24 protein-coding genes and 1 pseudogene are annotated in these 25,042 nt (G+C 73.8%); 20 read left to right on the top strand and 5 right to left on the bottom strand.

The genetic code is table 11. From position 1 onward, the window contains the following. Positions 1–132: 132 nt before the first annotated feature. Positions 133–774, top strand: a complete 642-nt coding sequence (locus ABT345_RS16390) for a DUF4232 domain-containing protein (protein WP_345089535.1) — start codon at positions 133–135, stop codon at positions 772–774. Positions 775–944: 170 nt separating this feature from the next. Next, positions 945–1,388, top strand: a complete 444-nt coding sequence (locus ABT345_RS16385) for a DUF7144 family membrane protein (protein WP_345089532.1) — start codon at positions 945–947, stop codon at positions 1,386–1,388. A gap of 60 nt (positions 1,389–1,448) precedes the next feature. Here the strand turns inward: ABT345_RS16385 and ABT345_RS16380 are convergent, their stop codons facing one another. Beyond that, positions 1,449–1,988 carry a MarR family winged helix-turn-helix transcriptional regulator gene (locus tag ABT345_RS16380; protein WP_345089529.1) on the bottom strand — a complete coding sequence of 180 codons (540 nt, stop codon included), beginning with the start codon at positions 1,986–1,988 and terminating at the stop codon, positions 1,449–1,451. A gap of 153 nt (positions 1,989–2,141) precedes the next feature. On the opposite strand from ABT345_RS16380, the gene ABT345_RS16375 reads away from it, so the two are divergent. Continuing rightward, positions 2,142–2,642 carry a cupin domain-containing protein gene (locus ABT345_RS16375; RefSeq protein WP_345089526.1) on the top strand — a complete coding sequence of 167 codons (501 nt, stop codon included), beginning with the start codon at positions 2,142–2,144 and terminating at the stop codon, positions 2,640–2,642. Between the two features lie 33 nt (positions 2,643–2,675). Here ABT345_RS16375 and ABT345_RS16370 read toward each other — a convergent pair whose 3' ends face one another. Next, a complete protein-coding gene (locus ABT345_RS16370) occupies positions 2,676–3,239 on the bottom strand; it encodes a hypothetical protein (RefSeq protein WP_345089523.1) in 564 nt (187 codons plus the stop codon). Positions 3,240–3,587: 348 nt separating this feature from the next. Here ABT345_RS16370 and ABT345_RS16365 point away from each other — a divergent pair, with 348 nt between their 5' ends. The 6 genes from ABT345_RS16365 to ABT345_RS16340 all read left to right on the top strand — a co-directional run bounded on the left by ABT345_RS16365 (position 3,588) and on the right by ABT345_RS16340 (position 8,562). Further along, a complete protein-coding gene (locus ABT345_RS16365; RefSeq protein WP_345089520.1) occupies positions 3,588–4,217 on the top strand; it encodes a TetR/AcrR family transcriptional regulator in 630 nt (209 codons plus the stop codon). Next, positions 4,214–4,990, top strand: coding sequence for a VC0807 family protein (locus tag ABT345_RS16360; RefSeq protein ID WP_345089517.1), 777 nt, complete (start codon positions 4,214–4,216; stop codon positions 4,988–4,990). Before ABT345_RS16365 ends, ABT345_RS16360 begins: the two co-directional genes overlap by 4 nt. Then, positions 4,987–5,769 carry an SDR family NAD(P)-dependent oxidoreductase gene (locus ABT345_RS16355; RefSeq protein WP_345089514.1) on the top strand — a complete coding sequence of 261 codons (783 nt, stop codon included), beginning with the start codon at positions 4,987–4,989 and terminating at the stop codon, positions 5,767–5,769. The genes ABT345_RS16360 and ABT345_RS16355 overlap by 4 nt, the downstream gene beginning before the upstream one ends. Positions 5,770–5,988: 219 nt before the next feature. Next, positions 5,989–6,537, top strand: coding sequence for a quercetin 2,3-dioxygenase (locus ABT345_RS16350; protein ID WP_345089511.1), 549 nt, complete (start codon positions 5,989–5,991; stop codon positions 6,535–6,537). Beyond that, on the top strand, positions 6,534–7,772 hold the full coding sequence (locus ABT345_RS16345; protein ID WP_345089508.1) for an MFS transporter: 1,239 nt from the start codon (positions 6,534–6,536) through the stop codon (positions 7,770–7,772). The genes ABT345_RS16350 and ABT345_RS16345 overlap by 4 nt, the downstream gene beginning before the upstream one ends. A 214-nt stretch (positions 7,773–7,986) precedes the next feature. Beyond that, positions 7,987–8,562, top strand: a complete 576-nt coding sequence (locus tag ABT345_RS16340; protein ID WP_345089505.1) for a hypothetical protein — start codon at positions 7,987–7,989, stop codon at positions 8,560–8,562. Positions 8,563–8,597: 35 nt separating this feature from the next. Here the strand turns inward: ABT345_RS16340 and ABT345_RS16335 are convergent, their stop codons facing one another. Continuing rightward, complete coding sequence (locus tag ABT345_RS16335) at positions 8,598–9,059, bottom strand: ATP-binding protein (RefSeq protein ID WP_345089502.1); 462 nt, start codon at positions 9,057–9,059, stop codon at positions 8,598–8,600. Positions 9,060–9,304: 245 nt separating this feature from the next. On the opposite strand from ABT345_RS16335, the gene ABT345_RS16330 reads away from it, so the two are divergent. From ABT345_RS16330 to ABT345_RS16280, 11 genes and pseudogenes are all read left to right on the top strand, one after another. Beyond that, positions 9,305–10,162 (top strand): hypothetical protein, encoded by an 858-nt coding sequence (locus ABT345_RS16330; RefSeq protein ID WP_345089500.1) that lies wholly within the window; start codon positions 9,305–9,307, stop codon positions 10,160–10,162. A 142-nt stretch (positions 10,163–10,304) separates the two neighbouring features. Further along, on the top strand, positions 10,305–11,084 hold the full coding sequence (locus ABT345_RS16325) for a YcnI family copper-binding membrane protein (RefSeq protein ID WP_345089497.1): 780 nt from the start codon (positions 10,305–10,307) through the stop codon (positions 11,082–11,084). 68 nt (positions 11,085–11,152) lie between these two features. Continuing rightward, the gene (locus tag ABT345_RS16320) at positions 11,153–11,803 is read left to right on the top strand and encodes an SCO family protein (RefSeq protein WP_345089494.1); all 651 of its coding nucleotides are present in this window, start codon (positions 11,153–11,155) and stop codon (positions 11,801–11,803) included. Beyond that, a pseudogene (locus tag ABT345_RS16315) lies at positions 11,800–12,270 on the top strand (copper chaperone PCu(A)C); the annotation flags it as partial. The gene ABT345_RS16320 and the pseudogene ABT345_RS16315, both read left to right, overlap by 4 nt. A 236-nt stretch (positions 12,271–12,506) precedes the next feature. Next, positions 12,507–14,720 carry a copper resistance CopC/CopD family protein gene (locus tag ABT345_RS16310; protein WP_345089488.1) on the top strand — a complete coding sequence of 738 codons (2,214 nt, stop codon included), beginning with the start codon at positions 12,507–12,509 and terminating at the stop codon, positions 14,718–14,720. Beyond that, entirely contained in the window at positions 14,720–16,105 is a 1,386-nt protein-coding gene (efeB, locus tag ABT345_RS16305) for an iron uptake transporter deferrochelatase/peroxidase subunit (RefSeq protein WP_345089485.1), read from the top strand. The genes ABT345_RS16310 and efeB overlap by 1 nt, the downstream gene beginning before the upstream one ends. 143 nt (positions 16,106–16,248) lie before the next feature. Further along, positions 16,249–17,175, top strand: a complete 927-nt coding sequence (pheA, locus tag ABT345_RS16300) for a prephenate dehydratase (protein ID WP_345089482.1) — start codon at positions 16,249–16,251, stop codon at positions 17,173–17,175. A 743-nt stretch (positions 17,176–17,918) separates the two neighbouring features. Beyond that, complete coding sequence (gene serS / locus ABT345_RS16295; RefSeq protein ID WP_345089479.1) at positions 17,919–19,208, top strand: serine--tRNA ligase; 1,290 nt, start codon at positions 17,919–17,921, stop codon at positions 19,206–19,208. After that, entirely contained in the window at positions 19,205–20,038 is an 834-nt protein-coding gene (locus ABT345_RS16290) for an HAD family hydrolase (RefSeq protein ID WP_345089476.1), read from the top strand. Before serS ends, ABT345_RS16290 begins: the two co-directional genes overlap by 4 nt. Before the next feature lie 219 nt (positions 20,039–20,257). Next, a complete protein-coding gene (locus ABT345_RS16285; protein ID WP_345089473.1) occupies positions 20,258–20,968 on the top strand; it encodes a FadR/GntR family transcriptional regulator in 711 nt (236 codons plus the stop codon). Positions 20,969–21,520: 552 nt separating this feature from the next. Further along, entirely contained in the window at positions 21,521–22,819 is a 1,299-nt protein-coding gene (locus ABT345_RS16280) for a CynX/NimT family MFS transporter (protein WP_345089470.1), read from the top strand. Positions 22,820–23,086: 267 nt separating this feature from the next. On the opposite strand, the gene ABT345_RS16275 is transcribed toward ABT345_RS16280, so the two are convergent. Continuing rightward, positions 23,087–23,848 (bottom strand): adenosylcobinamide amidohydrolase, encoded by a 762-nt coding sequence (locus ABT345_RS16275; protein WP_345089701.1) that lies wholly within the window; start codon positions 23,846–23,848, stop codon positions 23,087–23,089. A 408-nt stretch (positions 23,849–24,256) separates the two neighbouring features. After that, on the bottom strand, positions 24,257–25,024 hold the full coding sequence (locus ABT345_RS16270; RefSeq protein WP_345089467.1) for an ABC transporter permease: 768 nt from the start codon (positions 25,022–25,024) through the stop codon (positions 24,257–24,259). Positions 25,025–25,042 lie beyond the last annotated feature (18 nt).

Below are 25,042 nucleotides of genomic sequence, written 5' to 3'. Positions count from 1 at the left end.
TCCTGGTAAGTCCGGGTGACACCTCGCACCTCTACGGCACCTTTCACCAGTACGTATTCCGCGGACATGACAGGCTCGACGCCGAACGGCGCTCCCCCGCCGTTCCCCTGCCGAGCCCCACGAGGACCACGTATGCCCTTCCGCCTCCGCCGCTCCTTCGCCCTGGCCGCCGTCGTCGGCGCGACCGTGTTCGCCACCACCGCCTGCGACGCCGACGGGGACGCCTCCGCCACCGCCGTACAGAGCAGTGGCTCCGGATCACCCGCCGTCGGGTCGCCTTCCGGGACGCCGTCCGCGTCCGACGACGGCCAGGCGCCGGCGTCGTCCGGTGCGGACAAGGGCGGTGACCCCGGCAAGGAGGCGGGCGACGCCTGCACCACCGACAAGGTGCAGGTGGAGTTCGCGGACGCCGGCGGCACCCACCCGGCGGTCCTCCTCAAGGCCACCAACATCTCCGACACCGCCTGCACCGCCTACGGCCTCCCGACCGTCGGCCACCCCGCCGCCAAGAAGCCCGTCGCCGCCGCCGCGGGCGCCGACACCCACGCCACGGTCGCCCTGGACCCGGGCGAGACCGCGTACGCCGCCCTGCTCCTCCCCGAGAAGGGCGCGCACCCGCACACCACGACCTCGTTCACCCTCGGTCTGCGCGGCAAGGACGGCGCCCCGCTCGACGGCACGGCCACCTTGAAGACCCCCGGCGAGGGCCTGACCGTCAACGACGCCTCCCACGTCACCGCCTGGCAGGCGGACCAGGAGGACGCGCTCGACTGACCTCGACGTCCCCTCGTACGGAGCGGTCCGAGCCGTACGGGCGGACGCCGGCGCGCGTACGGCCCGGGTGCCGAAACCCGGATCGGGGAGATTCCCCCGAATGGCGGCACCCGGGTGGTGGCCGGTGGCCGGGCCCGCGACGGTGGGCGTATCCGACCAGAGGAGCGGACATGGCGCACACCGCGACACCGCACAACCACCCGCAGCACGGGGCCGAACCGGACTCCACCACCCGCGCATGGGCGGTCGGCGGCACGGTGTTCGCGGGGATCGTCCTGATCGTCGGCGGCGTCCTCGACATCCTCAAGGGCATCACCGCGCTCTCCTCCGACGCGATCTACACGGCCGTCAACCAGTACGTGTACCGGTTCGACCTCACGGCCTGGGGCTGGGTGCTGGTGGCGCTCGGCGTCGTCGCCGTCATCACCGGGCTCGGCCTGCTGACGGACGCGATGTGGGCGCGGATCCTGGGCGTGATGATGGCGTCGCTCAGCCTCATCGCCAACTTCATGTGGCTGCCCTACCAGCCCCTTTGGGCGATCATCTCCATCGCCCTCGCCGCCTGGGTCATCTGGGCCCTCTGCGCCCACCGCCCGCAGCACCCGACGCTCTGAGCCGACGCACCGGTGCCCGCCACGTGTGACGCGTGGCGGGCACCGGTGCGCGCGGGCAGGTCAGGGCCGTTTCCGGCCGGCGGCGGGGCGCTCCTCGTCCGCCCCGGGCCGCTCCAACTCCCGGAGCAGGACGCGCAGGGCGTGGTCGAGGGTGGCGCGTTCGTCGGGGGTGAGTCCGGCGAGGAGGCGGGACTCATTGGCGACATGGTCGGTGACGGCGGCGTCCGCGACCTCGCGTCCGCGGGCGGTGAGGGCGACGCGGAAGCTGCGCCGGTCGCCGGGGTCGAGGCGGCGTTCGACGAGGCCGGCCGACTCCAGGCGGTCCAGGCGGTTGGTCATTCCGGCGCGCGACAGCATCAGCGTCTTCGCCAGTTCGGACGGGATCAGGGTGTACGGGTCCCCGGAGCGGCGCAGCGCGGCCAGGACGTCGAACTCGCCGCGCCGCAGCCCGTGGCGGGTGAAGACCTCTTCCAGGGCGGGCGCGAGGACGAGGAACAGGCGGCTCAGCCGCCCGAAGACGCCCAGTGCCGCCAGGTCCAGGTCCGGCCGTTCCGTGCCCCACTGGCCGACGATCGCGTCGACCGCATCCTTGTCGCTCACCGCCCCAGCCTATTCGACATCAGATAGTTCGACAGCAAGTAATTCGACGTCTTACTATCTGGCGCCGAACGATGACGATGCCTGTCGACGTCCAAGGACGCCCAACGACGCCAAGGACGTCCCACGACGTACATCCAACGAATGGAGGGGCCCATGTCCCTGCTCACCCCTGCCGACCGGGGCGCGGTCCTGGTGCGCGATGCCGATGCCGAAACGCTGCGCGGCGCCGGGAGTTCACTGCGGCTCTTCGCCGACGCGGGCACCACCGGCGGGGCGGTCAGCGCCCACCGGGTCACCCTGGCGCCCGGCGCCGACGGCGCCGCGCCGCACCACCACACCGGCGCCGCCGAACTGTTCTTCGTCCTGGGCGGCCGGCTCCAGGCCCTGACCGGGGAGGACGTGGTCACGGCCGACGAGGGCGACTTCCTCCTCGTCCCGCCCCGCATGCCGCACGCCTTCGCCGCGGAACCGGGCACGGAGGCGGACGTCCTGATCGTCATCACGCCCGGCGTCGAGCGCTTCGACTACTTCCGCCTGCTGGACCGCGTCAGCAAGGGCACGGCGGACCCGCAGGAGATCCTGGAATCGCAGGAGCGCTTCGACAACTTCTTCCTGGACAGCCCGGCCTGGCGACGGGCCCGGACACCACACTGACCGCCCCGGCGGGCGATCCAGGGCAGCGCTGCCCTAGTGGACGGTGCCGAGCAGCTCGTAATACAGCACCGGGATCAGGACGGAGAGGGCCATGGCGGAGGCCAGGAAGACGATGCGGACGGTCGCGTACCGCTTGTGCGGGGGCAGCGACGAGCCGCCGATCAGCAGAATGAGGGGGATGAGCAGCGCGACCCAGTAGCCCCAGTAGTAGTGGTCGAAGCGATGCTGCTCGGCTTTGTCGCAGGAGCCGCACCAGATCGGCGAGATGTAGCCGAAGAGCGCGCCGATCCCCACCATCGACGTGGTGGCGACGCTCGCCACCGCCGTCCAGGCGATCGCCCAGGGATCGCGGGGCTCCGGACGCCAACTCGGCAGCGCGGCCAACGGGCCTCCGGCGTACGGACCGGTGCCGTCGTTCGCGGGCAGCCAGGCGCCGGGCGCAGCGCCGACCGTCCCGGCGCCCGGCCCCGCCTCCTCCGCCCGGACCGCCGCGCCCTCCTGCAGGAAGCCGGGCGGCAGCGACGGCACGGGGCGGGGCGGCGCCGCGTGGGGCGGGGCGGGCTTTCGTGCGGGGACGGCGGGCGGAAGAGCGGTCATACCGGCATCCAACTGCGGCACCGGCGGGGGCACATGAGTCGCGGTACTCAGACGGCCGGCGGCGCGGCACCGGATTCGCCGGACGCGGGACAAGGTTGATTCACCTGGGGTAGCTTTTATTCGACTAGATAAAAGCGGGGGCGAGAGCCGGCAGCACGCACGCCGTGCCGCCGAGCGGACGGATGCGGATCCTGGGGAGGGCCCATGGCGCGAGCCGAGCGGAGCGATCAGGCAGGGCGGGGGGCGCGGACGGCCGTCCGGGCCGGAAGCGCCGAGCAGACGGAACAGGCAGGCCAGGCAGGTCAGGTAGAGCGGTCAGGGCGAGCCGGTCGGGCCGGGCAGGAGCCCGTGGCGGCGTCCGGCGGGGAGTCGGGGAGGGCTTCGCGGACGTTCACCAATGCCGCGCGGCGGGCGCAGATCGTGGCGGCGGCGATCGACACGATCGCCGAACTCGGTTACGCCAAGGCGTCGTTCGCGAGGATCACCGAGCGGGCCGGGCTGAGCAGCCCGCGGATGATCTCGTACCACTTCGCCGACAAGGACGATCTGATGCACCAGATCGTGCGGGAGGTGTTCACCGCGGGGGCGGAGTTCATCGGGGGGCGGATGGCCGGCGAGGAGACGGCGGCGGGCAAGTTGCGCGCCTATCTGGAGGCCAATCTGCAGTTCCTGCGCGACCATCCGCGGGAGATGCTGGCGCTCACCGAGATCGGTCCGCACGCCCGGGACGCGGACGGCGCCCCGTACACCTCGCGCAGCGCGCAGGAGCCGAGCCTGCGCGGGCTGGCGGAGCTGCTGGCGGCCGGTCAACGCAGCGGTGAGTTCCGGGAGTTCGACGTGGTGTCGATGGCGGTGGTGATCCGCGGCGCCGTCGACGCCGCCGCGGTACGCCTGCGCGGCGAACCGGCCCTCGACGTCGACACGTACGGCCGGGAGCTGGTCACCACGTTCGCCCGCGCGACGGAGGCGGGACGGTGACCGGCAGGCCTTCCGGCAGGCCTTCCGGCAGGGCTTCCGGCAGGGCTCCCGGCAGCGGCGACGTCTCCGGCGCGGGCGGCGCGCCCGAAGCCCGTCGCACGTCCCTCCCCCGTCCCCGCGCCGGCGGCGCGCTCAGCCGCACGCTGCTGGTGCACGCGGGGCTCCCGCTGGCGCTCTTCTACGGGCTGCGGTGGCTGGGGGCGAGCCCGTTCGCCGCGTTGCTCGCGGGGGCCGTGATTCCGGTGGCGGGTGCGGTCCGCGGGCTCGTCGCCGAGCGCCGCGTCGGAGGGCTGCCGCTCTTCCTGCTCGGCACGATGGGGCTGACCGTCGCGATGTCGTTCGTGACCGGCTCGCCCCGGCTGCTGCTGATCCGCAACGGGTGGGGCATGGCGGCGCTCGGCGGATGGATGCTGGGCACGCTGCTGTTCCGCCGCCCGTTCCTGTACGAGGCGCTGCGGCTCGTCGTGGACGAGGAGCGGCAGCGGACGCTGGCGGAGAGCTGGGAGCGGCATCCCGCGTTCCGTCGGATGCTGTGGCTGTGCAGCGCCCTGTGGGGCGTCGCCTGCCTGCTCGACAGCGCGCTGCGCGTCGCCCTGGCGATGACCCTGCCGATCGACGTGGTGCCGGCCCTCGACGATGCGCTGCTGGCCGTGACCCTGGTGACGCTCTTCGCCGTCCAACGGCTCTTCGGCCGGGCCTATTTGCGCCGGCACGGGCTGCGGCGTTCCGGGGTGGCGGTCGTGCCGCTGGCCGCACCGGGAGGCGCGGGGTGACGGCCACCGGGGGAGGCGGTGCGGCGGGCGGCCCCGGTGGCGCGTCGGACGGTGTGCCCGGCCGTGCCGCCTTGATCACCGGTGGCGCGTCCGGCATCGGCGCCGCCACCGCGCGACGGCTGGCCCGGAGCGGCTGGCGGGTGGCCGTGGTCGACCGGGACGCCGCGGGCGCGGGCGCCGTGGCCGCGGCGTGCGGCGGGCTCGCCGTCGCCGCCGATGTGGGGGCGCCCGAGGAGAACGCATGGGCGGTGGCCCGTACCGTCGAGGAGTTCGGCCGGCTCGACGCGGTCGTGCTCGGTGCCGCCGTCCCGGGCCGCTGCACCCTGGCCGATTTCACCCCGCACGCCTACCGGGACACCCTCCGCACCGACCTGGACGGCGTCGTCTACGGGCTGCACGCCGCGCTGCCGCCCCTGCGGAGCCGGGGCGGCAGCCTGGTCGTCCTCGGCAGCCTCGCCGGGCTGACCGGCTCCCCCGACGTCTTCTACGCCACCGCCAAACACGCCCTGGTCGGGCTGGTCCGCTCCGCCGCACCGCAGCTGGCCGCGGACCGGATCCGGCTCAACGCCCTCTGCCCGGGCCTGGTCGACACCCCGGCCGTCGCCCCGTTCCGCGCCGGGCTGTTCGCCCGCGGGCTGCTGCTCGCCGCGCCGGACGAGGTCGCCGCCGCCGTCGAAACCGTCCTCGCCGACCCGGGCACCGGCCGCGTCTGGACCGTCCAGGCGGGCCGCCCCGCGACGCCCGCGGCCCTCCCCGCCGTGCCCCTGGCCACGGGCTGAACCGACCACGGGCGGCCGCCGGACCACCCACAGGCGCAACTCCCGCCCCGCCGCCAAGAGGACGAAATCCTTCCGCTCCAGCCGCTGTTGACGCTCTCCGACGGAGTCCTCGGCCCGCCCGGCACCGGGCGGGCCGCCCGGACCACCCTTCGTCCCGGCCACCGCAGGCGGCCCGGACACCCGCGGCCCACCGCCGCGGGCGGAGCGGAAAGGAAGACGATGAGTTTCCTCCAGCGGGACGGCGATGCGGCCGTTCCCGAGCGGCCGAGCGGCCCGGGCGGCGGGGTCCGCCTGGTGAAGGCCGGTCAGGGCCCGACGGTGTGGCTCAACGGCGATGTCTACACCGTGAAGGTCGGCGCCGAGGGCACCCAAGGCGACCTGGCCCTGCTGGAGGCGACGGTTCCGCCCGGAGGCGGCCCGCCGCTGCACAACCACACCCACGAGGACGAGGCGTTCTACCTCCTCTCCGGCGAGTTGGACATGTACGCCGACGACGCCGCGTACGAGGTGCGGTCCGGCGACTTCGTCTTCGTCCCGCGCGGCATCTACCACCGCTTCCGCAACACCGGCCTGCACCCCGCCCGGCTGCTCGCGATGTTCACGCCCGGCGGTTTCGAGCGCCTCTTCCTGGAGGCGGGCCGCGAGGCCCGGCCGGGCGAGCCGGTCCCGCCGTTCGACCCGGCGGACAACCCCCGCGCCAAGGAGATCGGCGAACGCTACGGCTCGTTCCAGGCGCCGGACGGAGCTTCGGACGGTGCACCGGAATGACGACCGCACCGACCACCCGGACGGCGCCGCCCGCCGCCCCGAAGAGCCGCCCCACGATGCCGCTGACCGTCTACGTCCTGGGCCTCGGCATCTTCGCCATGGTCACCAGCGAACTCCAGGTCTCCGGCCTGATGCCGGTGATGGCCCGCGGCCTCGACGTGCCGATCCCGCAGATCGGCTACCTCATCTCGTACTACGCCTTCGCCATGGCCGTCGGCGGCCCGCTGCTCGCCGTCGCCTTACTGCGGCTGCGGCACAAGAGCGGCCTGATGGTGCTGTTCGCGCTGTTCGTCCTCGGTGAGGCGCTGGCGGCGGCCTCGCCGGGCTATGCGGTGATGGTCCTCGCCCGGATCGTCACCGGCGCGGTGTCCGGCGCGTTCTTCGGCGTGGCGCTGGCCGTCTGCGTCGAGGTCGCCGACGAGAAGCTGCGCGGCCGGGCCACCTCCCTCGTGCTGGGCGGCCTGATGGTCGGTACGGTCCTGGGCCTGCCCGGCGCCAACCTCATAGGCCAGCACTGGGGCTGGCGCGCCAGCTTCTGGACGGTCACGGCGCTCACCGCCGTCGTGGGGCTGATCACCGCCGCGACGGTGCCCGCGCTGGAGAAGCAGGAGGCCCGCAGCCTGCGCGAGGAGACCGCGGAGCTGAAGCGCCCCCGGCTGTGGGCGGTGTTCTCCACCAGCACCCTGGTGATCGGCGCGACCTACGCCGCGTTCAGCTACTTCACCCCGATCCTCAAGCAGGTCACCGGCTTCGGCGACGGCACCGTCCCGCTGCTGCTGATCGCCTACGGCGTCGCCACCGTCATCGGCAACAACGTCGTCGGACGGCTCGCCGACCGCCACACGCTCCCCGTCCTCACGGCCGGCCTGATCGCGCTGACGGCGTTCCTGACGCTGTTCGGCCTCCTCGCCGATCAGCCGGTTCCCGCCGTCGTCGCGCTGCTCGGCACCGGGCTGGTCGGCGTCACCATGAACCCGGCGCTGGTCACCCGGGTGATGCGGACCGCCAACGGCCGCCCGCTGGTGAACACCGTCCACACCTCCATGATCACCATGGGCGTCGTGATCGGCTCCTGGGCCGGCGGCCTGGGCATCGGCGCGGGCTACGGCCTGCGCGCCCCCCTCTGGGTCGGCGCCACCCTGGCCGTCCTCGGCTTCCTCTCTCTCCTCCCCGACCTCATCACCGCCCGACGCATACGCCGCGCCACGGACCCGGCGGCCACCACCGGCCCCTGAACCGGCCACGGGGGCTCCGTTTCCGGGGAGTTACCGCATTCGGGCGGCTGGACGCGCTGGTCGCGCCACCCGTACCGGACCGGTTTCATGGACGCCTCCGGCGCCCGGCCGCCGAAGTCCCACCGGACATCGCCGACCGGGCGCCGGACGCCCCCGTGCCGGGCGGCATGCAGCCACCCGGCACGCCGCCCGGCACCACCGAACGGAACACCCGATGGCACACGTCTTCACCCGCCACACCGCCGCCGCACGCCACGAACTACGCCCCCGGGGCGCCGCCGCCGTCCACGTACGCCGCGGCGCCCCCGGCGGCCGCCCGCTCCCGGAAGGAGGCAAACCACGCTTCTCCCTCTCCGCCGACGCCGCCGGCGAAGAGCCGCTCGCCGTGGTCGTCCGGCAGGCCGACGGCCGCCTCGCCGTGCTCACCCCCGATCACGAACCGCTGGCCGAACTCCGCCTGCCACCACGGAAGAAGCGCTGGCGGCCGGCGTACGAGATCCATCTGCCCGACGGGACGGTGCTGCTCGGGCGGGAGGGTACGGTGCCGTCGCTGCTCCTGTGCCTGGCGCTGCTGCCGCTCGTCCTGCTGTACCAGGTTGGCCTGGCACTCTCCGACCTCCCCTCCGACGACATCGGCTCCCCACTGCGAACGGCCTGGAAGCAGCCGGGCAAGCTCCTCGGCCGGGCGCCCCTGACCGAGTCCGCACGCGGCCGGTTCCGTGTCAGGGACGACAGGCTCGACCACCGGGTGGCGTACGCGCAGGCGGTGGCGAAGTACTGGGAGCGGTGACCGCCGACCGGCCCCGCCCTGACGCACCTGGCCGGCTACGACGCCATAGGCAGCGCAGCCCCCTCGCGCCATTTGAGGATCTTGTCGAAGCTCACCACGGCGCCTCTTCGGCCGGTGCCGGTGGCGTAGCGGACGTGATCGGTGAGGGCCTCGATGAGGAAGAGGCCGCGGCCGTCCTCGGCGTCGGCGGGGGCGGGGGGCGGGGTGAGCAGGGTCGGGTCGGTGGAGCGGGGGGTGCGGACGAAGCCGGGGCCGGAGTCGCTGACCTCGATGTGGCAGGTGTCGCCGTCGATGTACGCCGTGACGCGGTAGTCCGAGCCGTCGTCGCCGCCGCCGTGTTCGACGGCGTTGGCGCATGCCTCGGAGAGGGCGACCGACAGGTCGTAGCAGATGTCCGGATCGACCCCGGCGGTCTCCATGGCCCCCAGAAGCAGTCGCCGGGCAAGCGGCACGCTGGCCGGTTCCCGGCGCAGATGGAGTGACCACCACATGCTCATCGCTCCAGCCTCCTGGCCGCGGCTCGACATACCGTTACGTATTGCCGCCGTAGGAGCGACGTAAGCATGCGCGGGGCGGCACACCGCTCGTTCGGCGGATGCGGAGAACCGAGCGCGCCGTGTAAGTGCGCTCCGGGGTGTGCGCCCCCGCGCGCCCCGGCGTCCTCCGGTGGGCCCCCTCGGGCGCCCCCGCGCGTCGACCTGCCGTAGGCGACCGGTGAGGCGGGTGGGATGATGGCGCCGCCATGACTGCCCCCGCCCCACGCGCGCGCGCCGCCGCCGATCTGCGGCTGCTGAGGGCCGCGGTGTTCACCGCGGTCTGCGTCGTGCTGGCCGCGACCGGGCACATGGCCGGCTCTCTCGCCTCCGTTCCGCTGTGGACACTGGCCGCCGGCTGCGGCGTCGTCCTCGTCGTCGCCGCGCCGCTGGCCGGACGGGAACGATCCCTACCCGGTATCGCCGCGGCACTCACCGTCGGACAGCTCGCACTGCATGCGCTGTTCGCCGCCGGCCAGCACTGCGCGGCGCCGGTGACGACGGCCGGCGGACGGCTCGACGACGCCACCGTGATCGCCCTAGCCCGCCGTCTGACCTGCGGTCTCGACGGCGTACGGCTCGGCGGCGACGCGGCGCACCGCATCGTCGCCGAGAACGGCTTCGACCCGTCCGACCCGCGCACCACCGAGGTCCTCGGCACCGGTGGCGCGCACGGAATGGCCGGTATGGCGGGCACGCCGATGGGGCACTCGCTGCTGCCGTCGCTGCCGATGCTGCTCGGTCACCTCCTCGCCGCGCTGGCCGCCGGCTGGCTGCTGCGCCGCGGCGAGGCGGCGCTGTGGCGGCTGATCCGGCTGTCCGCGCCGGTGGCGCACGAGGCCGCGGCGCAGGCGCTGGCCGGGGCGCTGCGCTCGGCGCTGGCGCTCGTCCGCACCCTGCTCGCCGGGCTGCCCGGCCACCGCACCGGCCCCACGGCGCCGCTCGCCCACGCGGCGGGGCCGTCCGGGCCGGAGGATCCCGCGCTCCAGCACAGCGTCGGCCGGCGGGGCCCGCCCGCCGTGGCCCCGGGGCACGTCCGCACCGCCGGATACGCCCTCGCGGCCTGACGCGCGCAGCATCCGCCCTCCACCGGGCCGGACTCCCGCGCCGTCACCGCATGCGCCGAATCTTCCCTTTTGACGCTTTTGCCACTTGTGGCGTCGGCACCGCTCGCCGACGCCCGTGACGCCGATGTGGAGACATTTCGCCATGGCTTCTGAGATGACGCCCGGGACGGCCCCGAACCCGAACCCGAACCCGCCCTCGTACGCACCGCGCCGCGGCCACCGGATCGCGCGGCGGCTGCCGGTGATCGGCGGGCTCGCCGCGGGCGGTGTGCTGCTGCTGGCCGGGCCCGCGTTCGCGCACGTCTCCGTGCAGCCCGGCACCGCCGAGCAGGGCAGCTACGCGACGATCAACATCAAGGTGCCCAACGAGCGCGACCACGCCTCGACGGTCAAGGTCGAGGTGAACCTGCCGACCGACCACCCGCTGGCGTCCGTCATGCCGCAGCCGGTGCCGGGCTGGAAGGTCGAGATCGACGAGGCGAAGCTGGACAAGCCGCTGGAGATGCACGGCGAGAAGATCGACAAGGCGCCGTCGAAGATCACGTGGACGGCGGACGGCAAGGGCATCGCCCCGGGCCAGTTCCAGCAGTTCCCGCTCTCCGTCGGCCAGCTGCCCGACCACGCCGACCAGATCGTCTTCAAGGCGCTCCAGACGTACGACAACAAGGAGGTCGTGCGCTGGATCGAGCCGCAGAAGAAGGGCGCCCCGGAGCCGGAGAACCCGGCGCCCGTCCTCGCCCTCACGCCGCCCGCCGCGGACGCCGACGCCCCGGCCGGGTCGGCCGACGCCAAGCCCGCCACCGCCGCCGCGGACGCCTCCGGCAGCGACTCCACGGCCCGGGTGCTCGGCGTCGTCGGCATCGTCGTCGGCATCATCGGAGTCGGCTTCGGCGTGTTCGCCGGACGCCGCCGCACCGCCTGACCGCCTCCGGGCCGGCGCCCTCGGACGCCGGCCCGGCCCCCCGTTCACCGACCCCCGGACATACCTCCATGCGTGGAAAAACCCTGATCGCGGCCGTCCTCACGGCCGCCGCCGCCCTGACCCTGACCGCCTGCGGGCCCGACGACGACGGCGGCGACAAGCCCGCCGCGTCGGTCTCCGGCGCCACCGCCAAGCCGATCGTCACGCTCGACAACCCGATCGAGAAGCCGGACCTCACCCTCACCGACTCCGACGGCAAGCCGTACGACCTGCTGGCGAAGACCAAGGGCCACCCGACCCTCATCTACTTCGGCTACACCAACTGCCCGGACGTCTGCCCGCTGACGATGGCCAACATCGCCGTCGCGGTGAAGCAGCTGCCCAAGGCCGAACAGGACGATCTCCGCGTCCTGTTCATCACCTCCGACCCGGAGCGCGACACCCCCGAGGCGCTCAAGAAGTGGCTCGGCGGCATCAACAAGGACTTCACCGGCCTCACCGGGAAGTTCGCCGACATCCAGCGCGGCGCCCGCGACGTCAACATCGGCATCGACAAGCCGGTGGTGAAGAAGAACGGCGACGTCGTCTCCACCCACGGCGCACAGGTCCTGATGGCCTCCCCCAAGGACGACCGCATCCACTGGATGGGCATGCAGGAAGCCACCGCCGACAACTACACCTCCGCACTCCCGAAGCTCATCAAGGGGCAGAACCCGTGAACCGCCGCACCCTGACCGCCACCGCCCTCGCCGCCGTCTGCGTCCTCGGTCTCGCCGGCTGCGGCGCCGGCTCGTCGGCCGGATCCGACAAGCCCGACACAGCGAAGAGAGCCCCGCACCTGAAGGTCACCGGCTCGTACATGCCGCAGCCGGTCACCGACAAGATGGCGGGGGCGTTCCTCACCGTCGAGAACACCGGCGGCGCCGACAAGCTCACCTCCGTCACCAGCGACCTCTCCGACGACGTGTCCCTGCACACCACCAAGGGCAACGCCATGGAACACGTCAGCTCCCTGCCCGTTCCGGCGGACGGCGCGCTGAAGCTGGCCAGCGGCGGCGACCACATCATGTTCATGGGCCTCAAGCACAAGCCCGCCGAGGGCGAGAAGGTCACCGTCCAGCTGCACTTCGCCAAGGCGGACGCGATCACCGTCCAGGTGCCGGTGAAGTCCGCGACGTACCGGCCCGGCGACGCCGCCGCCAAGCACGACGGAGACATGAGCGGCATGGACCACTCCGGCATGGATCACTCCGGGATGGACCACTCCCAGAGCGCCCACAAGTAGGCCGCCCCGGGGCGCGTTTTCGGCCGTCCGCCGCCTTCGGGCGCGCCGGCCGACGGCCCGCCCCAGGGGCCCGGGTACGTCCGCTCCGTACCCGGGCCCCGCGCCCACGCACTCGACGAACCCGAAGGGGAGCATCCATGACGACGCCCACCGGCACCGCCGCCCGTCCCCGCCCCGGTGCCGCCCGGCCCCGGCGGCCGGTGGCCGCGCGCCTGCTGGCCGTCGCCGTCGCCCTGTGCGGCCTGCTGCTCGCCACCGCCGCACCGGCCCAGGCCCACGCGGCGCTGACCGGCAGCAACCCGGCCCAGGGCGCGGTGGTCGCGCACGCCCCCGAGCAGGTCACCCTGAGCTTCTCCGAAGGCGTCGCGATGGGCGACGACTCCGTACGCGTCCTCGACCCGCACGGCACCCGCGTCGACCGCGGCAAGCTCCGCGATCTGTGCAGCGGCGAGACCGTCAAGTTCGGCACCGGCCTGCCGCCGGGCCTGCCCCACGGCACGTACACCGTCGCCTGGCAGGCGGTCTCCGCCGACAGCCACCCGGTCTCCGGTGCCTTCACCTTCTCCATCGGCGCGCCGTCCGCCACCAAGGCGCCGCTGCCGCAGCAGGAGGCCGGCGGCGGCCCGGTCGGCGCGCTCTACGGCGTCGCCCGCTACCTCGCCTACGCCGGTTTCGTGCTGCTCTTCGGCGGCGCCGCGTTCGTCCTCGCGTGCCGCCCCGCGGCCGCGGGCGTCCGCTCCGTGCAGCGGCTGACCGTGCACGGCGGCTGGGTCCTGCTCACCGCCGCCACCCTCGCCCTCCTCCTGCTCCGCGGCCCGTACACCGGCTCCGGCGACCTCGCCGACGTCGCCGACCTCGACGCCCTCCGCGCCGTCCTCCCGACGAAGACCGGCATCGCCCTCACCGCCCGCCTGCTCCTCCTCGCGGGCGCGGCGCTCTTCGTCACGCTGCTCTTCGGGGCGTACGAGCGGACGCGGCGGGCGGCCGCCGAGGCCGGCGCAGGGGCCGTCCCGGGTGACGCGGCGGGCCCCGGCGCCCCGGGCGGCGCGGGCTCCGAGGCGCGCGCCCGGCTGCGGCGGCTCACCGCCGGGCTCGCCGCCGGCGGGGCGCTGCTGGCCGCCGGGACCGCCGCGACCTGGTCGTTCGCCGAACACGCCTCCACCGGGCTGCAGCCGGCCGTCGCCGTCCCCGTCGATCTGGTGCATCTGCTCGCCGTCGCCACCTGGCTCGGCGGCCTCGCCGCCCTCGTCGTCTCCCTGTACTGGGGGCCGCCGGTGGAGCGCACCGCCGTCCGCCGCTTCTCCCGCCTCGCCTTCGCCTCGGTCCTCGCCCTGGTGGCCACCGGCCTCTACCAGTCCTGGCGCCAGGTCGGCACCGTCCACGCCCTGACCAGCACCTCCTACGGGCAACTGCTGATGCTCAAGGCGGGCCTGGTGATCCTGCTGGTCGGCCTCGCCTGGATCTCCCGCCGCTGGACGGCCCGCCTGGCGGAGACGGCGGCTACGGGGACGGAGCCGGGAGCCGGGGCCGCTGCGGCGGAGGGCGGCGCCGCGGGGGCGGCCGGTACGGTTCCGGTCCCCGGCCAGGCACCGGCGCCGGAGTCGGGGACCGGGACGGGGACGGAGTCGGAAGCGTCGTCGGGTGCGGCGTCCGCCCCGGCGCCGGCCCCGGCCCCGGAGCGCGCGGCGGCCCCGGAGCGCGCGGCGTCCGACGCGCTCCCCGAGCCCGCACTCCGGGACGCCCCCGACGTCGCCCCCGACGCCGCCGCCCCCGACCCCGTAAGGGCCGCGCAACTCGCCCGGCAGCGGGCCGCGTTGAGCAGCGCGCGGGTCAAGCGGCTGCGCGACGCCGACCCGCAGCGGCTCGGGCTGCGGCGTGCGGTGCTGGCCGAGGCGGCCGTCGCCGTCCTCGTGCTCGCCGTCACCACCGTGCTGACCGGCACCGAACCGGCCCGCACCGAGGCCGCCCTCCAGGCCTCGGGCGCCGACCGGTCCCCCGAGGCCAACCAGCCGCAGGTGCTGACCATCCCGTTCGACACCGGCGGCGCGCACGGCAAGGGCACCGCCCGCATCGACCTCGACCCCGGGCGCGCGGGCGGCGGCAACCAGCTCCGGGTACGGATCTCCGACCCCTCCGGGGCCACCATGGACGTCCCCGAGATGAAGGTCTCCTTCACCCTGAGCGCCAAGCACCTCGGGCCGCTCCCGGTGACCGCCGCCCACACCGGCAAGGGCCACTGGCGCGCCGGCGACGTCCAACTGCCCGTCGCCGGCCGGTGGCAGCTCTCCCTCCTCGTCCGGACCTCCGACATCGACCAGGTGACCGAAACCAGGAACGTGAAGATCGACTGATGAGCACGAAGAAGCCGCACGGCAACCGCGAAGCGACCCCGGACGCGAAGGCCGTTCCCCCGCAGACCCCGCGCCCCGAAACCGCCACGTCCGCCCCGGGCGCCCCGGGCGCCCCGAGCGCCCCGAGCGCGGCCGCCGACGGCGCCGCGCCCACCGTGGAGCTGTCCCGCCGCCGCCTGCTCGGCACCGTCGGCGCCGCCGGGGCCGCCGGGCTCGTCGTCGGCGCCGCGGGCGGCGTCATCGGCGCGTCCGCCGCCCGCGGCGACGCACCCGCCCCGCTCACCACCATCGGCAGCACCCGCGTCCCGTTCCGCGCCGAGCGCGCCGCCCACCAGGCGGGCATCACCACCCCGCTCCAGGCCAGCGGCCACCTCCTCGCCTTCGACCTCGCCCCCGACGCCGGCCGCAAGGCCGCCGCCGCCCTGCTGCGCCGCTGGACCCGCACCGCCCAGGACCTGATGGAAGGGCGCGCCCCCGCCCACGACACCGCCGTCGCCGCCGACGCCGGGCCGTCCTCCCTCACCGTCACCTTCGGCCTCGGCCACTCCTTCTTCGACCGCACCGGCCTGACGAAGCAGCGCCCCGTCCAGCTCGACCCGCTGCCCGACTTCTCCGCCGACGCCCTCGACCCGAAGCGCAGCAACGGCGACCTCTGGCTCCAGATCGGCGCCGACGACGCCCTCGTCGCCTTCCACGCCCTGCGCACGCTCCAGAAGGAGGCCGCCCCCACCGCCCGGCTGCGCTGGCAGATGAACGGCTTCAACCGCACCCCCGGCGCCACCGACCGGCCCATGACCACCCGCAACCTCATGGGTCAGATCGACGGCACCAACAACCCCAAGCCGTCCGATCCGGACTTCGACACCCGCATCTTCGTCGACCGCGACGCCGACACCACCTGGATGCGCGGCGGCTCGTACGCCGTCGTCCGCCGCATCCGGATGCTCCTCGACGACTGGGAGAAGCGTCCGCGCGCCGACCAGGAGAAGATCATCGGGCGGCGCAAGGACACCGGCGCGCCCCTGACCGGCGGCGACGAGACCACCCCCATGCGCCTCGACGCCAACCGCCCCGACGGCCTCCCCGTCATCCCGGCCAATGCCCACGCCCGCATCGCCGCCCCCGAGACCAACCAGGGCGCCGCCCTGCTCCGCCGCCCGTTCTCGTACCACGACGGCTTCCGCGACGACGGCGCCCCGGACGCCGGGCTCCTCTTCATCTGCTGGCAGGCCGATCCGCTGCGCGCCTTCACCCAGATCCAGCGCAAACTCGACCGCGGCGACGCCCTCTCCCCCTTCCTCCGCCACGAGGCCAGCGGCCTGTACGCCGTCCCGCCCGCCCCGGAGTCCGGCGGTTACGTGGCCCAGCCGCTGCTGGAGGGCTGACCCGGGCCCCGATATCCACAGGGTGGCGTGCGGCGGCGGCCGCCCTGTGGACACCCGACCGGCCCACGCCGCGGGCTCGGTATCGTGACGGCACAGGGAGATCGGCGGGGCGTCCCCCGCAAGAACGCGAGGGAGACACCCGCATGTCGGCCAGTCGCTACACCTATCTCGGCCCGGCGGGCACGTTCACCGAAGCCGCGCTGCGCACGCTCCCCGAGGCGGCCACCCGCGAGCTGGAGCCGATGGTCTCCGTCCCCGCGGCCCTCGACGCCGTCCGAGGCGGCGAGGCGGCCGCCGCCCTCGTCCCGATCGAGAACTCCGTCGAGGGCGGCGTCACCACCACGCTCGACGAACTCGCCGCCGGCGAACCGCTGATGATCTACCGCGAGGTCCTGCTGCCGATCGCCTTCGCGCTGCTGGTCCGCCCCGGCACCACCCTCGCCGACGTCAAGACCGTCACCGGGCACCCCGTCGCCCAGCCGCAGGTCCGCAAGTGGCTCGCCGCCCATCTCCCGCACGCCGCCTGGGAGTCGGCCGCCTCCAACGCCGACGGCGCCCGCCTCGTCCAGGAGGGCCGCTACGACGGCGCGTTCGCCGGTGAGTTCGCCGCCGCCACCTACGGCCTGGAACCGCTGGTCACCGACATCCACGACGCGCAGAACGCCGCCACCCGCTTCGTCCTCGTCGGCCGCCCGGCCCGCCCCGCCGCGCCGACCGGCGCCGACAAGACCTCGCTGGTCCTGTGGCTGCGCGCCGACCACCCCGGCGCGCTCCTCGAACTCCTCCAGGAGTACGCGGTCCGCGGGGTGAACATGATGCGCATCGAATCCCGGCCGACGGGCGAGGGCATCGGCCGGTACTGCTTCTCCGTCGACTGCGAGGGCCACATCACCGACCGGCGGGTCGGCGAGGTCCTGATGGGCCTCAAGCGGGTCTGCCGCGGCGTCCGCTTCCTCGGCTCCTACCCCCGCGCCGACAAGGTCGCGGCCACCGTCCGCCCGGACATGACCGACGCCGCCTTCACGGATGCCGCCGACTGGCTCAACCGCTGCCAGGACGGCCGCCCTTGAGAGGGGCGGATTTCTGACGCGGGGAGGTGGCCGGATCGGTGATTCCGGCCGGCCCCGGAAGGCGGTACGCGCCCCGTCCCGGCGCCCTCACCACGGGCGTTCCACCCCGCTGTGGACTATCCACAGAGTTATCCACAGGCAAGCTTCCGCGCCTGTGGGTAAGCACTCACGACATCCGGACAGAATCGACAAATCACTCTACCGACCCCAGACCCCGCCACGCCGCCACGCACCGCCACACCTCGCGTCGCGTCACCCCTTTTTCCGTGATCAGCCCTTTAGGGCTAGGTAACGCCACACGAAAGAGTGGATGAAGAGGGTTTGAGCACCCTCTTCATGGCAGATGATTCGCCTCCCGGAAGGCAAAGTTCCGAGTTCCACAGATCTCACACACAGCCTGTGGATAAGAATGCCCACACCCCCCACACCTGTGGACAACTCCGCTTTTCTCCACAGCCCACCCCTGGAAATCCCCACCCCGCGCCGCACATCCCACCCGGCGGACGCCGCACCGGAGCCCTCCGGACCACCCCCGGAAAACCGCCACCCGGCGACATGAACGACATCCCGCTTCCTCCGTCCGGAATGCCGCCGAATTCCTTCCGTCATTCCCGCCTCGCCACCCCGGCCGAAGACCCCGCACGACCCTCACTACCCGCAGAATAAACCTCTCAAAACAGACATTGCGACATGCGCGGGAATATCGCGTCGAGGCCCGTCGCCCGCCCCGGTAGCCTGGGAGGGTGATTGACCTTCGCCTGCTCCGTGAGGACCCCGACCGTGTGCGCGCCTCCCAGCGCGCCCGTGGAGAGGACGTCGCGCTCGTCGACGCACTCCTCTCCGCCGACGAGCGGCGCAGGTCGTCCAGCGTCCGCTTCGATGAACTGCGCGCCGAACAGAAGGCGCTCGGCAAGCTGATCCCCAAGGCCACCGGCGACGAGAAGGCCGTGCTGCTGAAGAAGGCCGGCGAGCTGTCCGCCGCCGTCAAGGCCGCCGACGCCGCCCAGGACGAGGCCAGGGAAGAGGCCCACGCCCTCCTCCAGAAGCTCGGCAACCTCGTCCACCCCGACGTCCCCGTCGGCGGCGAGGAGGACTTCGCCGTCCTGGAGACCCACGGCACCATCCGCGACTTCGCCGCCGAGGGTTTCGAGCCCAAGGACCACCTGGAGATCGGCGAGCTCCTCGGCGCCATCGACGTCGAACGCGGCGCCAAGGTCTCCGGCTCGCGCTTCTACTACCTCACCGGCATCGGCGCCCTGCTGGAGCTGGCGCTGGTCAACGCCGCCATTGCCCAGGCCACCGCCGCCGGCTTCACCCCGATGCTCACCCCCGCGCTGGTCCGCCCCCGCGCCATGGAGGGCACCGGCTTCCTCGGCCAGGCCGCCGAGAACGTCTACCACCTGGAGAAGGACGACTACTACCTGGTCGGCACCTCCGAGGTCCCCCTCGCCGCGTACCACATGGACGAGATCGTCGAGGCGGACAAGCTGCCGCTGCGCTACGCCGGGTTCTCGCCCTGCTTCCGCCGCGAGGCCGGCACCTACGGCAAGGACACCCGTGGCATCTTCCGCGTCCACCAGTTCGACAAGGTCGAGATGTTCTCGTACGTCACGCCGGACGACGCGGAGAACGAGCACCGCCGCCTCCTCGACTGGGAGAAGCAGTGGCTGACCGGCCTGGAGCTGCCGTTCCAGGTCATCGATGTCGCCACCGGTGACCTCGGCGCCTCCGCCTCCCGCAAGTTCGACTGCGAGGCGTGGATCCCCACCCAGGGCAAGTACCGCGAGCTGACCTCCGCCTCGAACTGCAACGAGTTCCAGGCCCGCCGGCTCTCGGTCCGGATGCGGGAAACCGTCGACGGCAAGCCCAAGGTCCAGCCGCTCGCGACGCTCAACGGCACGCTCTGCGCCGTCCCCCGCACCATCGTCGCGATCTTCGAGAACCACCAGCAGGCCGACGGCTCCGTGCGCGTCCCGGCCATGCTCCGCCCGTACCTCGGCGGCCGCGAGATCCTGGAGCCCGTCTCCAAGTGACCTCCTCCGGACCGGCCGCCGCGCCTGCCCTGCCCTACCGGCTCATCGCGACGGACCTCGACGGGACGCTGCTGCGCGAGGACGGCACGGTCTCCGACCGCACCCGCGCGGCCCTCGCCACGGCCACCGCGGCCGGCGCCGCCCACATCGTGGTGACCGGCCGCGCGGTGCCCTGGACCCGCCCCATCCTGGAAGCGCTCGGCTACCGGGGCATCGCGGTCTGCGGGCAGGGTTCGCAGGTCTACCACGCGGGCGAGCAGCGCCTGCTGACCTCCGTCACCCTCGACCGTCAGCTCGCCGTGCTCGCCATCGCCAAGATCGAGACGGAGACCGGTCCGCTGCGGCTGGCCGTCAGCCGTGACGGCATCGAGGGCGAAGTCCTGGTCGGCCCCGGCTACCACCACAAGGAGGGCCCGCTCCCGGCCCTCTTCGTCGACGACCACGCCGAGCTGTGGACCGCCCCGGTCAACAAGGTCTACCTCCAGCACCCGACGCTGGACGACGACGCGCTGGCGGAGGCCGCCCGCGCCACCGCCGGCGATCTCGTCGGCGTGACGGTCTCCGGGCCCGGCATCGTCGAACTGCTCCCGCTCGGCCTGACCAAGGTCACCGGCCTCTCCCTGGCGGCCCGCCGGCTGGGCGCCAAGGCCGACTCCACCATCGCCTTCGGCGACATGCCCAACGACCTCACCATGTTCGCCTGGGCCGCCCACGGCGTCGCCATGGGCAACGCCCACCCCGAACTCAAGGCCGTGGCCGACGAGATCACCGCGTCGAACGAGGACGACGGGATCGCGGTGGTGCTGGAGAGGCTGTACGGAGCGAGCTGAGCCGGGATCCGGCCGCCCCAGGGTGATGCCCCTGGGGCGGCCGGGCCCCGCCCGCCGCCGCTCGCGGGCCGCCGCATCCTCCGGCCCGGACCCCTCGTTTCCGCAGGTCCGGCCTGGTCCTGGACGGGGCCGCGCCGCATTCGCAGACGATCCGTGTACTCTGAATGTATGAGTTGTAGGATGACTGGGCAACCGGGCAGGAAAGGCATGTGAGGGCGGATGGCGTTGCAGGCGGCGGGGCGGCGGTCCCTGGTGGACACGGTCGTCGAGGCGTTGCGGGCGCAGCTCGTCGCCGGGGAGTGGAAGGTCGGGGAGCGGATTCCCACCGAACACGCGCTCGCCGAGCAGCTTGAGGTCGGGCGGAACACCGTGCGGGAGGCCGTGCGGGTCCTGGTCCATGCCGGAATGCTGCGCTCCCGGCAGGGCGAGGGGACGTTCGTGGTGTCCGCCGCCGACCCGGGTGCGATCATGCGCGGGGTGCAGCGGGCCGGGATCCGGGACGTGCTGGAGGTCCGCATCGCACTGGAGGCGGAGGCCGCGCGGCTGGCCGCGGTCCGCCATGAGCCCGCCGACCTGGAGCGGATGCGGGCGGCGCTCGATGCCCAGGCGCATCTGGAGGACGACGACGGGCAGCCCGCGCACGGCAATCTGGAGCTGTACGCGGATCATGACGTCGCGTTCCACCGCGCCGTGGTCGAGGCGGCGCACAACACCGCGCTGACGGCCACGTACGGCTGGTTCAGCAGTTCCGTGCGGGAAGCGCTGGTCACGGCGTTGGACGACCATGCGATTCCGAAGATCGTGCACGGCGACCACCATGCGGTCATGGCGGCCATCGCCTCCGGCGACCCGGAGGCGGCCGAGCGGGCGACCCGGGCGCTGCTGGACAAGCCGAGACACGCCGTGGAGACCCTGCTCGACGAGCGATGACGCCGCGGCAGCGAGCGGCGCGGGGGCGGCGGTTCGCGGGGGGGGCGGTTCGCGGGGGGGGCGGTCCGGCCTGTGAGCGGCGAGGCTGCGCCGGTGCGGCGGGCCGTGCGGGTGCGGCGGGCCGTGCGTTCGTCGGGCCGTGCGTTCGTCGGTTCCTTGGTGCTGGCGGTGGGTCGGTCCCGTGACGTGCTTGTCCTCGTGCCGTGTTCGTCTCGGGTTTCTCTGCCGCTGCTGACGTCGGCGGCGTCGCCGACGTCGGGGCCGCCGCTGGTGGCCCGCGTGGTCGCTGATGGCCCAAGTGGTCGCTAGTGGCGGCGTAGTCGCTGGTGGTGGGCGTCGTGGGGGGCCGGTGCGGCGCCGTTGTTGTGGTCCGTTCGTCCAGGGCTTGCCGGGCGCGCCGGCTCGGGGCCTCAACTCCCCCTGCCCGTCCCCTATTTCTTTCCGTCCCCCACTTCTGTCCGTCCCCTGTTTCTGTCCGTCCCCTGTTTCTGTCCGTCCCCTGTTTCTGTCCGTCCCCGCTTTCTTCGAGTTCGATTGGTGAGGTGTGTACGCATGTCCGGTAGCAGATCCGAGGCCCCGTTGTCCGAGGCCCCTTTGATCGATGCGGAGGAGGATCTGGCGGCGGCGCCGCAGGTCGTCGTGGCGCGGCGGCGGTTGCGGGCGCATCCGGCGCTGCTGCTGGCCGGCATCGTGCTGGCGTCGTTGAACATGCGGGCGGCGCTGGCCGGGGTGTCGCCGCTGCTGGGTGAGATCGGTGCGCACTTCGGGCTGGCCGCGACGGCGAGCAGTCTGGTGACGGCGATTCCGCTGGTGTTCATGGGGCTGGGGTCGATCGTGGCGCCGAAGCTGGCGCGGCGGTGGGGTACGGAGACGGTGCTGTGCGGGGCGCTGGTGCTGCTGTGCGGCGGCATCGCGTTGCGGGTCGCGCCGCCGGTCGTCGCGCTGTTCGCCGGGTGCGCGGTGGTCGGGACGGCGATAGCCCTGCTCAACGTGTTGATGCCGGGTCTGATCAAGCGGGACTTCCCGGACAAGGCCGCCGGGATGACGGGGCTCTACACGACCGCGATGGTGCTGGGCGCGACGGTGTCGGCGGCGACCGCGGTGCCGTTGGAGGAGGCGTTCGGCAGCTGGCAGGGGTCGCTGATCTCGTGGGCGCTGCTGGCGGGGGTGGCGGCGCTGGTCTGGGTGCCGCAGGCGGTGATGTCCCGTAGGGGTACGCACCACGGGCAGGCGGCCGCGCGTCCGACGCACGGCGTCGAGGACGGGCCGCGGTTGAGCCGGTCGGCGCTGGCGTGGCAGGTGACGCTGTTCATGGGGTCGCAGTCGCTCATCGCGTACGTGACGATCGCGTGGATGCCGACGATCTTCACGGATCACGGCATGGGGAAGAGCGAGGCGGGGCTGGTCTTCGCGTTCAGCACGTTGGTGCAGATGGCGGGTTCGTTCGTGGTGCCGATGCTGGCGGGACGGATGCGGCGGCAGCGGATGCTGGGCGTGATGGTGTCGGTGCTGATGGCGTGCGGAGTCGTGGGGCTGATGGTGGCGCCGGTCGCCGGGGCGTGGCTGTGGGCGGTGCTGCTGGGGCTCGGTCAGGGCGGTGCGCTGGGGCTGGCGCTGACGATGATGGTGCTGCGCTCCGGTGATGCGCATACGGCGGCCCGGGTGTCGGGCATGGCGCAGACCGGTGGGTATCTGCTGGCGGCGGTCGGCCCGTTGGCGCTGGGTGCGGTGCACCAGGTGACCGGTGGCTGGAGCGTGCCGCTGGTGCTGATGCTGGTGGTGTGTGCGGGGCTGGCGCTGCTGGGCATGGGCGCGGGCCGGGACCGGCGGATCGGGGCTCCGGCGGCGTAACCGGGAACGGGGGGACACGGGGAAAGCGGGGCGGTGGCCGGGAGGCGCCGCCCCGCTCGGCGTTCGGGGGCGCGGGGTTCGTGCGGAGACCCATCCCGTGCGGGGAGGTGCGCGGGGGCGCTTCCCCGTATGGGTGGAACGGGCCGGGCCCTTACGGGTGGAACGGACTGATCCCGTACGGGTGGAACGAGCCGCCCCTACGGGTGGAACGCGTTGCCCCTACGGGTCGGGAGGCGGGCGGCGGTGCGCTTCCGGGGCGGGCCGCTGTCAGGGGCTCGGGGCCGGTGGCGGTGTGCGGAGGCGGGCGTCGTGGGCGACGGCTTCGTGGGTCGCGCGGTGGACGGCGCGGGCGAGGCGGGCGCCCCAGAGGGAGCGGGGACCGGCGAAGTGTTCGGCGGGTACGTCGTTCCCCGGGGTGCGGGCGGCAATGCAGACCGCGTCGGTCGGGGTGCCGGAGGCGTCGTAGCCGTTGTCGTGGAGCGCCTGGACCTTGGCTTCGGTGGCGGTGGCGACGGCGTTGACGAGGGCCGCGTCGGTGAGGGGCACCGGGAGCGCGACGAGGATGTTGATCGTGCCGGGGCCGGGGTGGGGCACGGCACGCGGGGCCGGGACGGCAGCCCAACCGGAGACGCCGACACCGGCGGTGACCAGGGCTTCCGCGCCGTCCTCGGTGGTGTGGGCGGCGGTGGCGCGGATGTCGGCGGCGGTCATCAGGCCCACGCCGGGCGGGAGCGCGGAAGCCGGGGGTGCGGGCGGCCCGGTGAGGGCGGGCGCGGCGATCTCGGCGAGGTGGCGTTGCGGGTCGCGGCGGGTGTAGCCGTGGGGGACCTGGGCGTTGAGGAACCAGTGGCGTTCGCCGATGCCGCCGCCGAGGACGGCGCTGGAGATCATCCGCCAACCCGGTCCGGCCCGCCAGAGGAGCGCCGGGAGGGCGGCGGGCGTGCCGGGGCCGGCGGCGTCGGGGTGGTACAGGGTCTCGGTGGTGATCAGCGGGGCGGTGGCCGGTGCCGTGGCGGGCGCGGGTGGCATCGGGGCTGGCGTCGGGGGCGTCACGCGGTCACCTTACGGAGGGCCCGTAGGGGAGGCTCGCGCCTGGCCTGCGGTGCGCGGCGCCGCGCCTCGGGGGCGTGCGTACGGGGTCCGGCCGTTTCCCTGGCTGGGCTTCGGGCCCGCGTGCGTGCATGGCTCGGGCATCGGGCTCGGGCGTCGGGCCCGACCCGGGTTCCGGCCTCGGGGCCGTACGCGCGGGTCCGGCCTCGGGTCCGCGCTCCCGGCTCCGTACATCGGGTTCCTGCTCCGTACGTCTGGTGCCGGCCTCGGATCCGTACCTCCGGTTTCGGCTCCGTACGCGCTGACGTCGGCGCGTCCGATCCGGACGGCGATGGGCGGCACCCCTGGCCGCCGGGTGGCGCCGCGGCCCGGCGTCGGCGGCCGTGGTCACTCCTCCCCGGCGAGGGTGAGGGCGCGCAGGCGGCGGGTGGCGTACCAGGTGGCGGCGGTGGTGACGGCGATGAGGAGGATCGCGGCGGTGGGCAGGGTGACGGCGGAGGTGACGGTGGAGTCGGGGGCGAGGCTGCCGCCCAGGGCGAGGGCCCACTGCTGGATGCTGAGGGTGCGGGCGCCGGGGACGAGGCTGCCGAAGAGGGATTCCCAGACCAGGGCGTAGACCAGGCCGATGACGACGGCGTGGCGGGTGACGGTACCCAGGAGCAGGAAGACGGCGGCGTAGGCGACGGAGGCGACGGCCGCGGCGGTGGCGTAGGCGACGGCGATCTGCTGGCTGTTGCCGTTGAGGACGAAGCCGGCGACGAGGACGGGGACGGCGGAGAAGACGAGGGTGACGCCGGTGGCGACGGTGAGTTTGGTGAGGACGATGGTGCTGCGGCGGACGGGCTTGGCGAGGAGGTAGACGACGGAGCCGTCGTCGATCTCCGGGCCGATGGCGCCGGTTCCGGCGATGACGCCGATCAGGGGGACGAGGGTGGCGAGGGCGAATCCGCCGAGGATCTCCTTGGCGGTGCTGTCGTCGGCGCCGGTGAGGGTGCGGACGGCGACGGCGATGACGAGGAGGAGGGCGGGCAGCGCGAAGAGGATCAGGGCGCGCCGGCTGCCGAGGAGGGTGCGGTAGGTGAGCCGGGCGACGGTGGGGTGGAAGAGGGCGGCGGGCAGGGGCGCCGTGGGGGCGGGTGGGCTGGTGGTGGACATGTGCGGGTTCCTTCCGGG

Origin of the sequence: Streptomyces sp. NPDC000404, assembly GCF_040300365.1 — a bacterium.
Classification (GTDB): Bacteria; Actinomycetota; Actinomycetes; order Streptomycetales; family Streptomycetaceae; genus Streptomyces; species Streptomyces ramulosus.
This window is presented reverse-complemented; position numbering and strand designations above follow the sequence as displayed.

Coding starts and splice junctions, on each gene's coding strand:
- ABT345_RS16390 (WP_345089535.1), top strand. CDS start 133: ATGCCCTTCCGCCTCCGCCGCTCCTTCGCCCTGGCCGCCGTCGTCGGC.
- ABT345_RS16385 (WP_345089532.1), top strand. CDS start 945: ATGGCGCACACCGCGACACCGCACAACCACCCGCAGCACGGGGCCGAA.
- ABT345_RS16375 (WP_345089526.1), top strand. CDS start 2,142: ATGTCCCTGCTCACCCCTGCCGACCGGGGCGCGGTCCTGGTGCGCGAT.
- ABT345_RS16370 (WP_345089523.1), bottom strand. CDS start 3,239: ATGACCGCTCTTCCGCCCGCCGTCCCCGCACGAAAGCCCGCCCCGCCC.
- ABT345_RS16350 (WP_345089511.1), top strand. CDS start 5,989: ATGAGTTTCCTCCAGCGGGACGGCGATGCGGCCGTTCCCGAGCGGCCG.
- ABT345_RS16345 (WP_345089508.1), top strand. CDS start 6,534: ATGACGACCGCACCGACCACCCGGACGGCGCCGCCCGCCGCCCCGAAG.
- ABT345_RS16340 (WP_345089505.1), top strand. CDS start 7,987: ATGGCACACGTCTTCACCCGCCACACCGCCGCCGCACGCCACGAACTA.
- ABT345_RS16335 (WP_345089502.1), bottom strand. CDS start 9,059: ATGAGCATGTGGTGGTCACTCCATCTGCGCCGGGAACCGGCCAGCGTG.
- ABT345_RS16330 (WP_345089500.1), top strand. CDS start 9,305: ATGACTGCCCCCGCCCCACGCGCGCGCGCCGCCGCCGATCTGCGGCTG.
- ABT345_RS16325 (WP_345089497.1), top strand. CDS start 10,305: ATGGCTTCTGAGATGACGCCCGGGACGGCCCCGAACCCGAACCCGAAC.
- ABT345_RS16320 (WP_345089494.1), top strand. CDS start 11,153: ATGCGTGGAAAAACCCTGATCGCGGCCGTCCTCACGGCCGCCGCCGCC.
- ABT345_RS16310 (WP_345089488.1), top strand. CDS start 12,507: ATGACGACGCCCACCGGCACCGCCGCCCGTCCCCGCCCCGGTGCCGCC.
- efeB (WP_345089485.1), top strand. CDS start 14,720: ATGAGCACGAAGAAGCCGCACGGCAACCGCGAAGCGACCCCGGACGCG.
- pheA (WP_345089482.1), top strand. CDS start 16,249: ATGTCGGCCAGTCGCTACACCTATCTCGGCCCGGCGGGCACGTTCACC.
- ABT345_RS16285 (WP_345089473.1), top strand. CDS start 20,258: ATGGCGTTGCAGGCGGCGGGGCGGCGGTCCCTGGTGGACACGGTCGTC.
- ABT345_RS16280 (WP_345089470.1), top strand. CDS start 21,521: ATGTCCGGTAGCAGATCCGAGGCCCCGTTGTCCGAGGCCCCTTTGATC.
- ABT345_RS16275 (WP_345089701.1), bottom strand. CDS start 23,848: ATGCCACCCGCGCCCGCCACGGCACCGGCCACCGCCCCGCTGATCACC.
- ABT345_RS16270 (WP_345089467.1), bottom strand. CDS start 25,024: ATGTCCACCACCAGCCCACCCGCCCCCACGGCGCCCCTGCCCGCCGCC.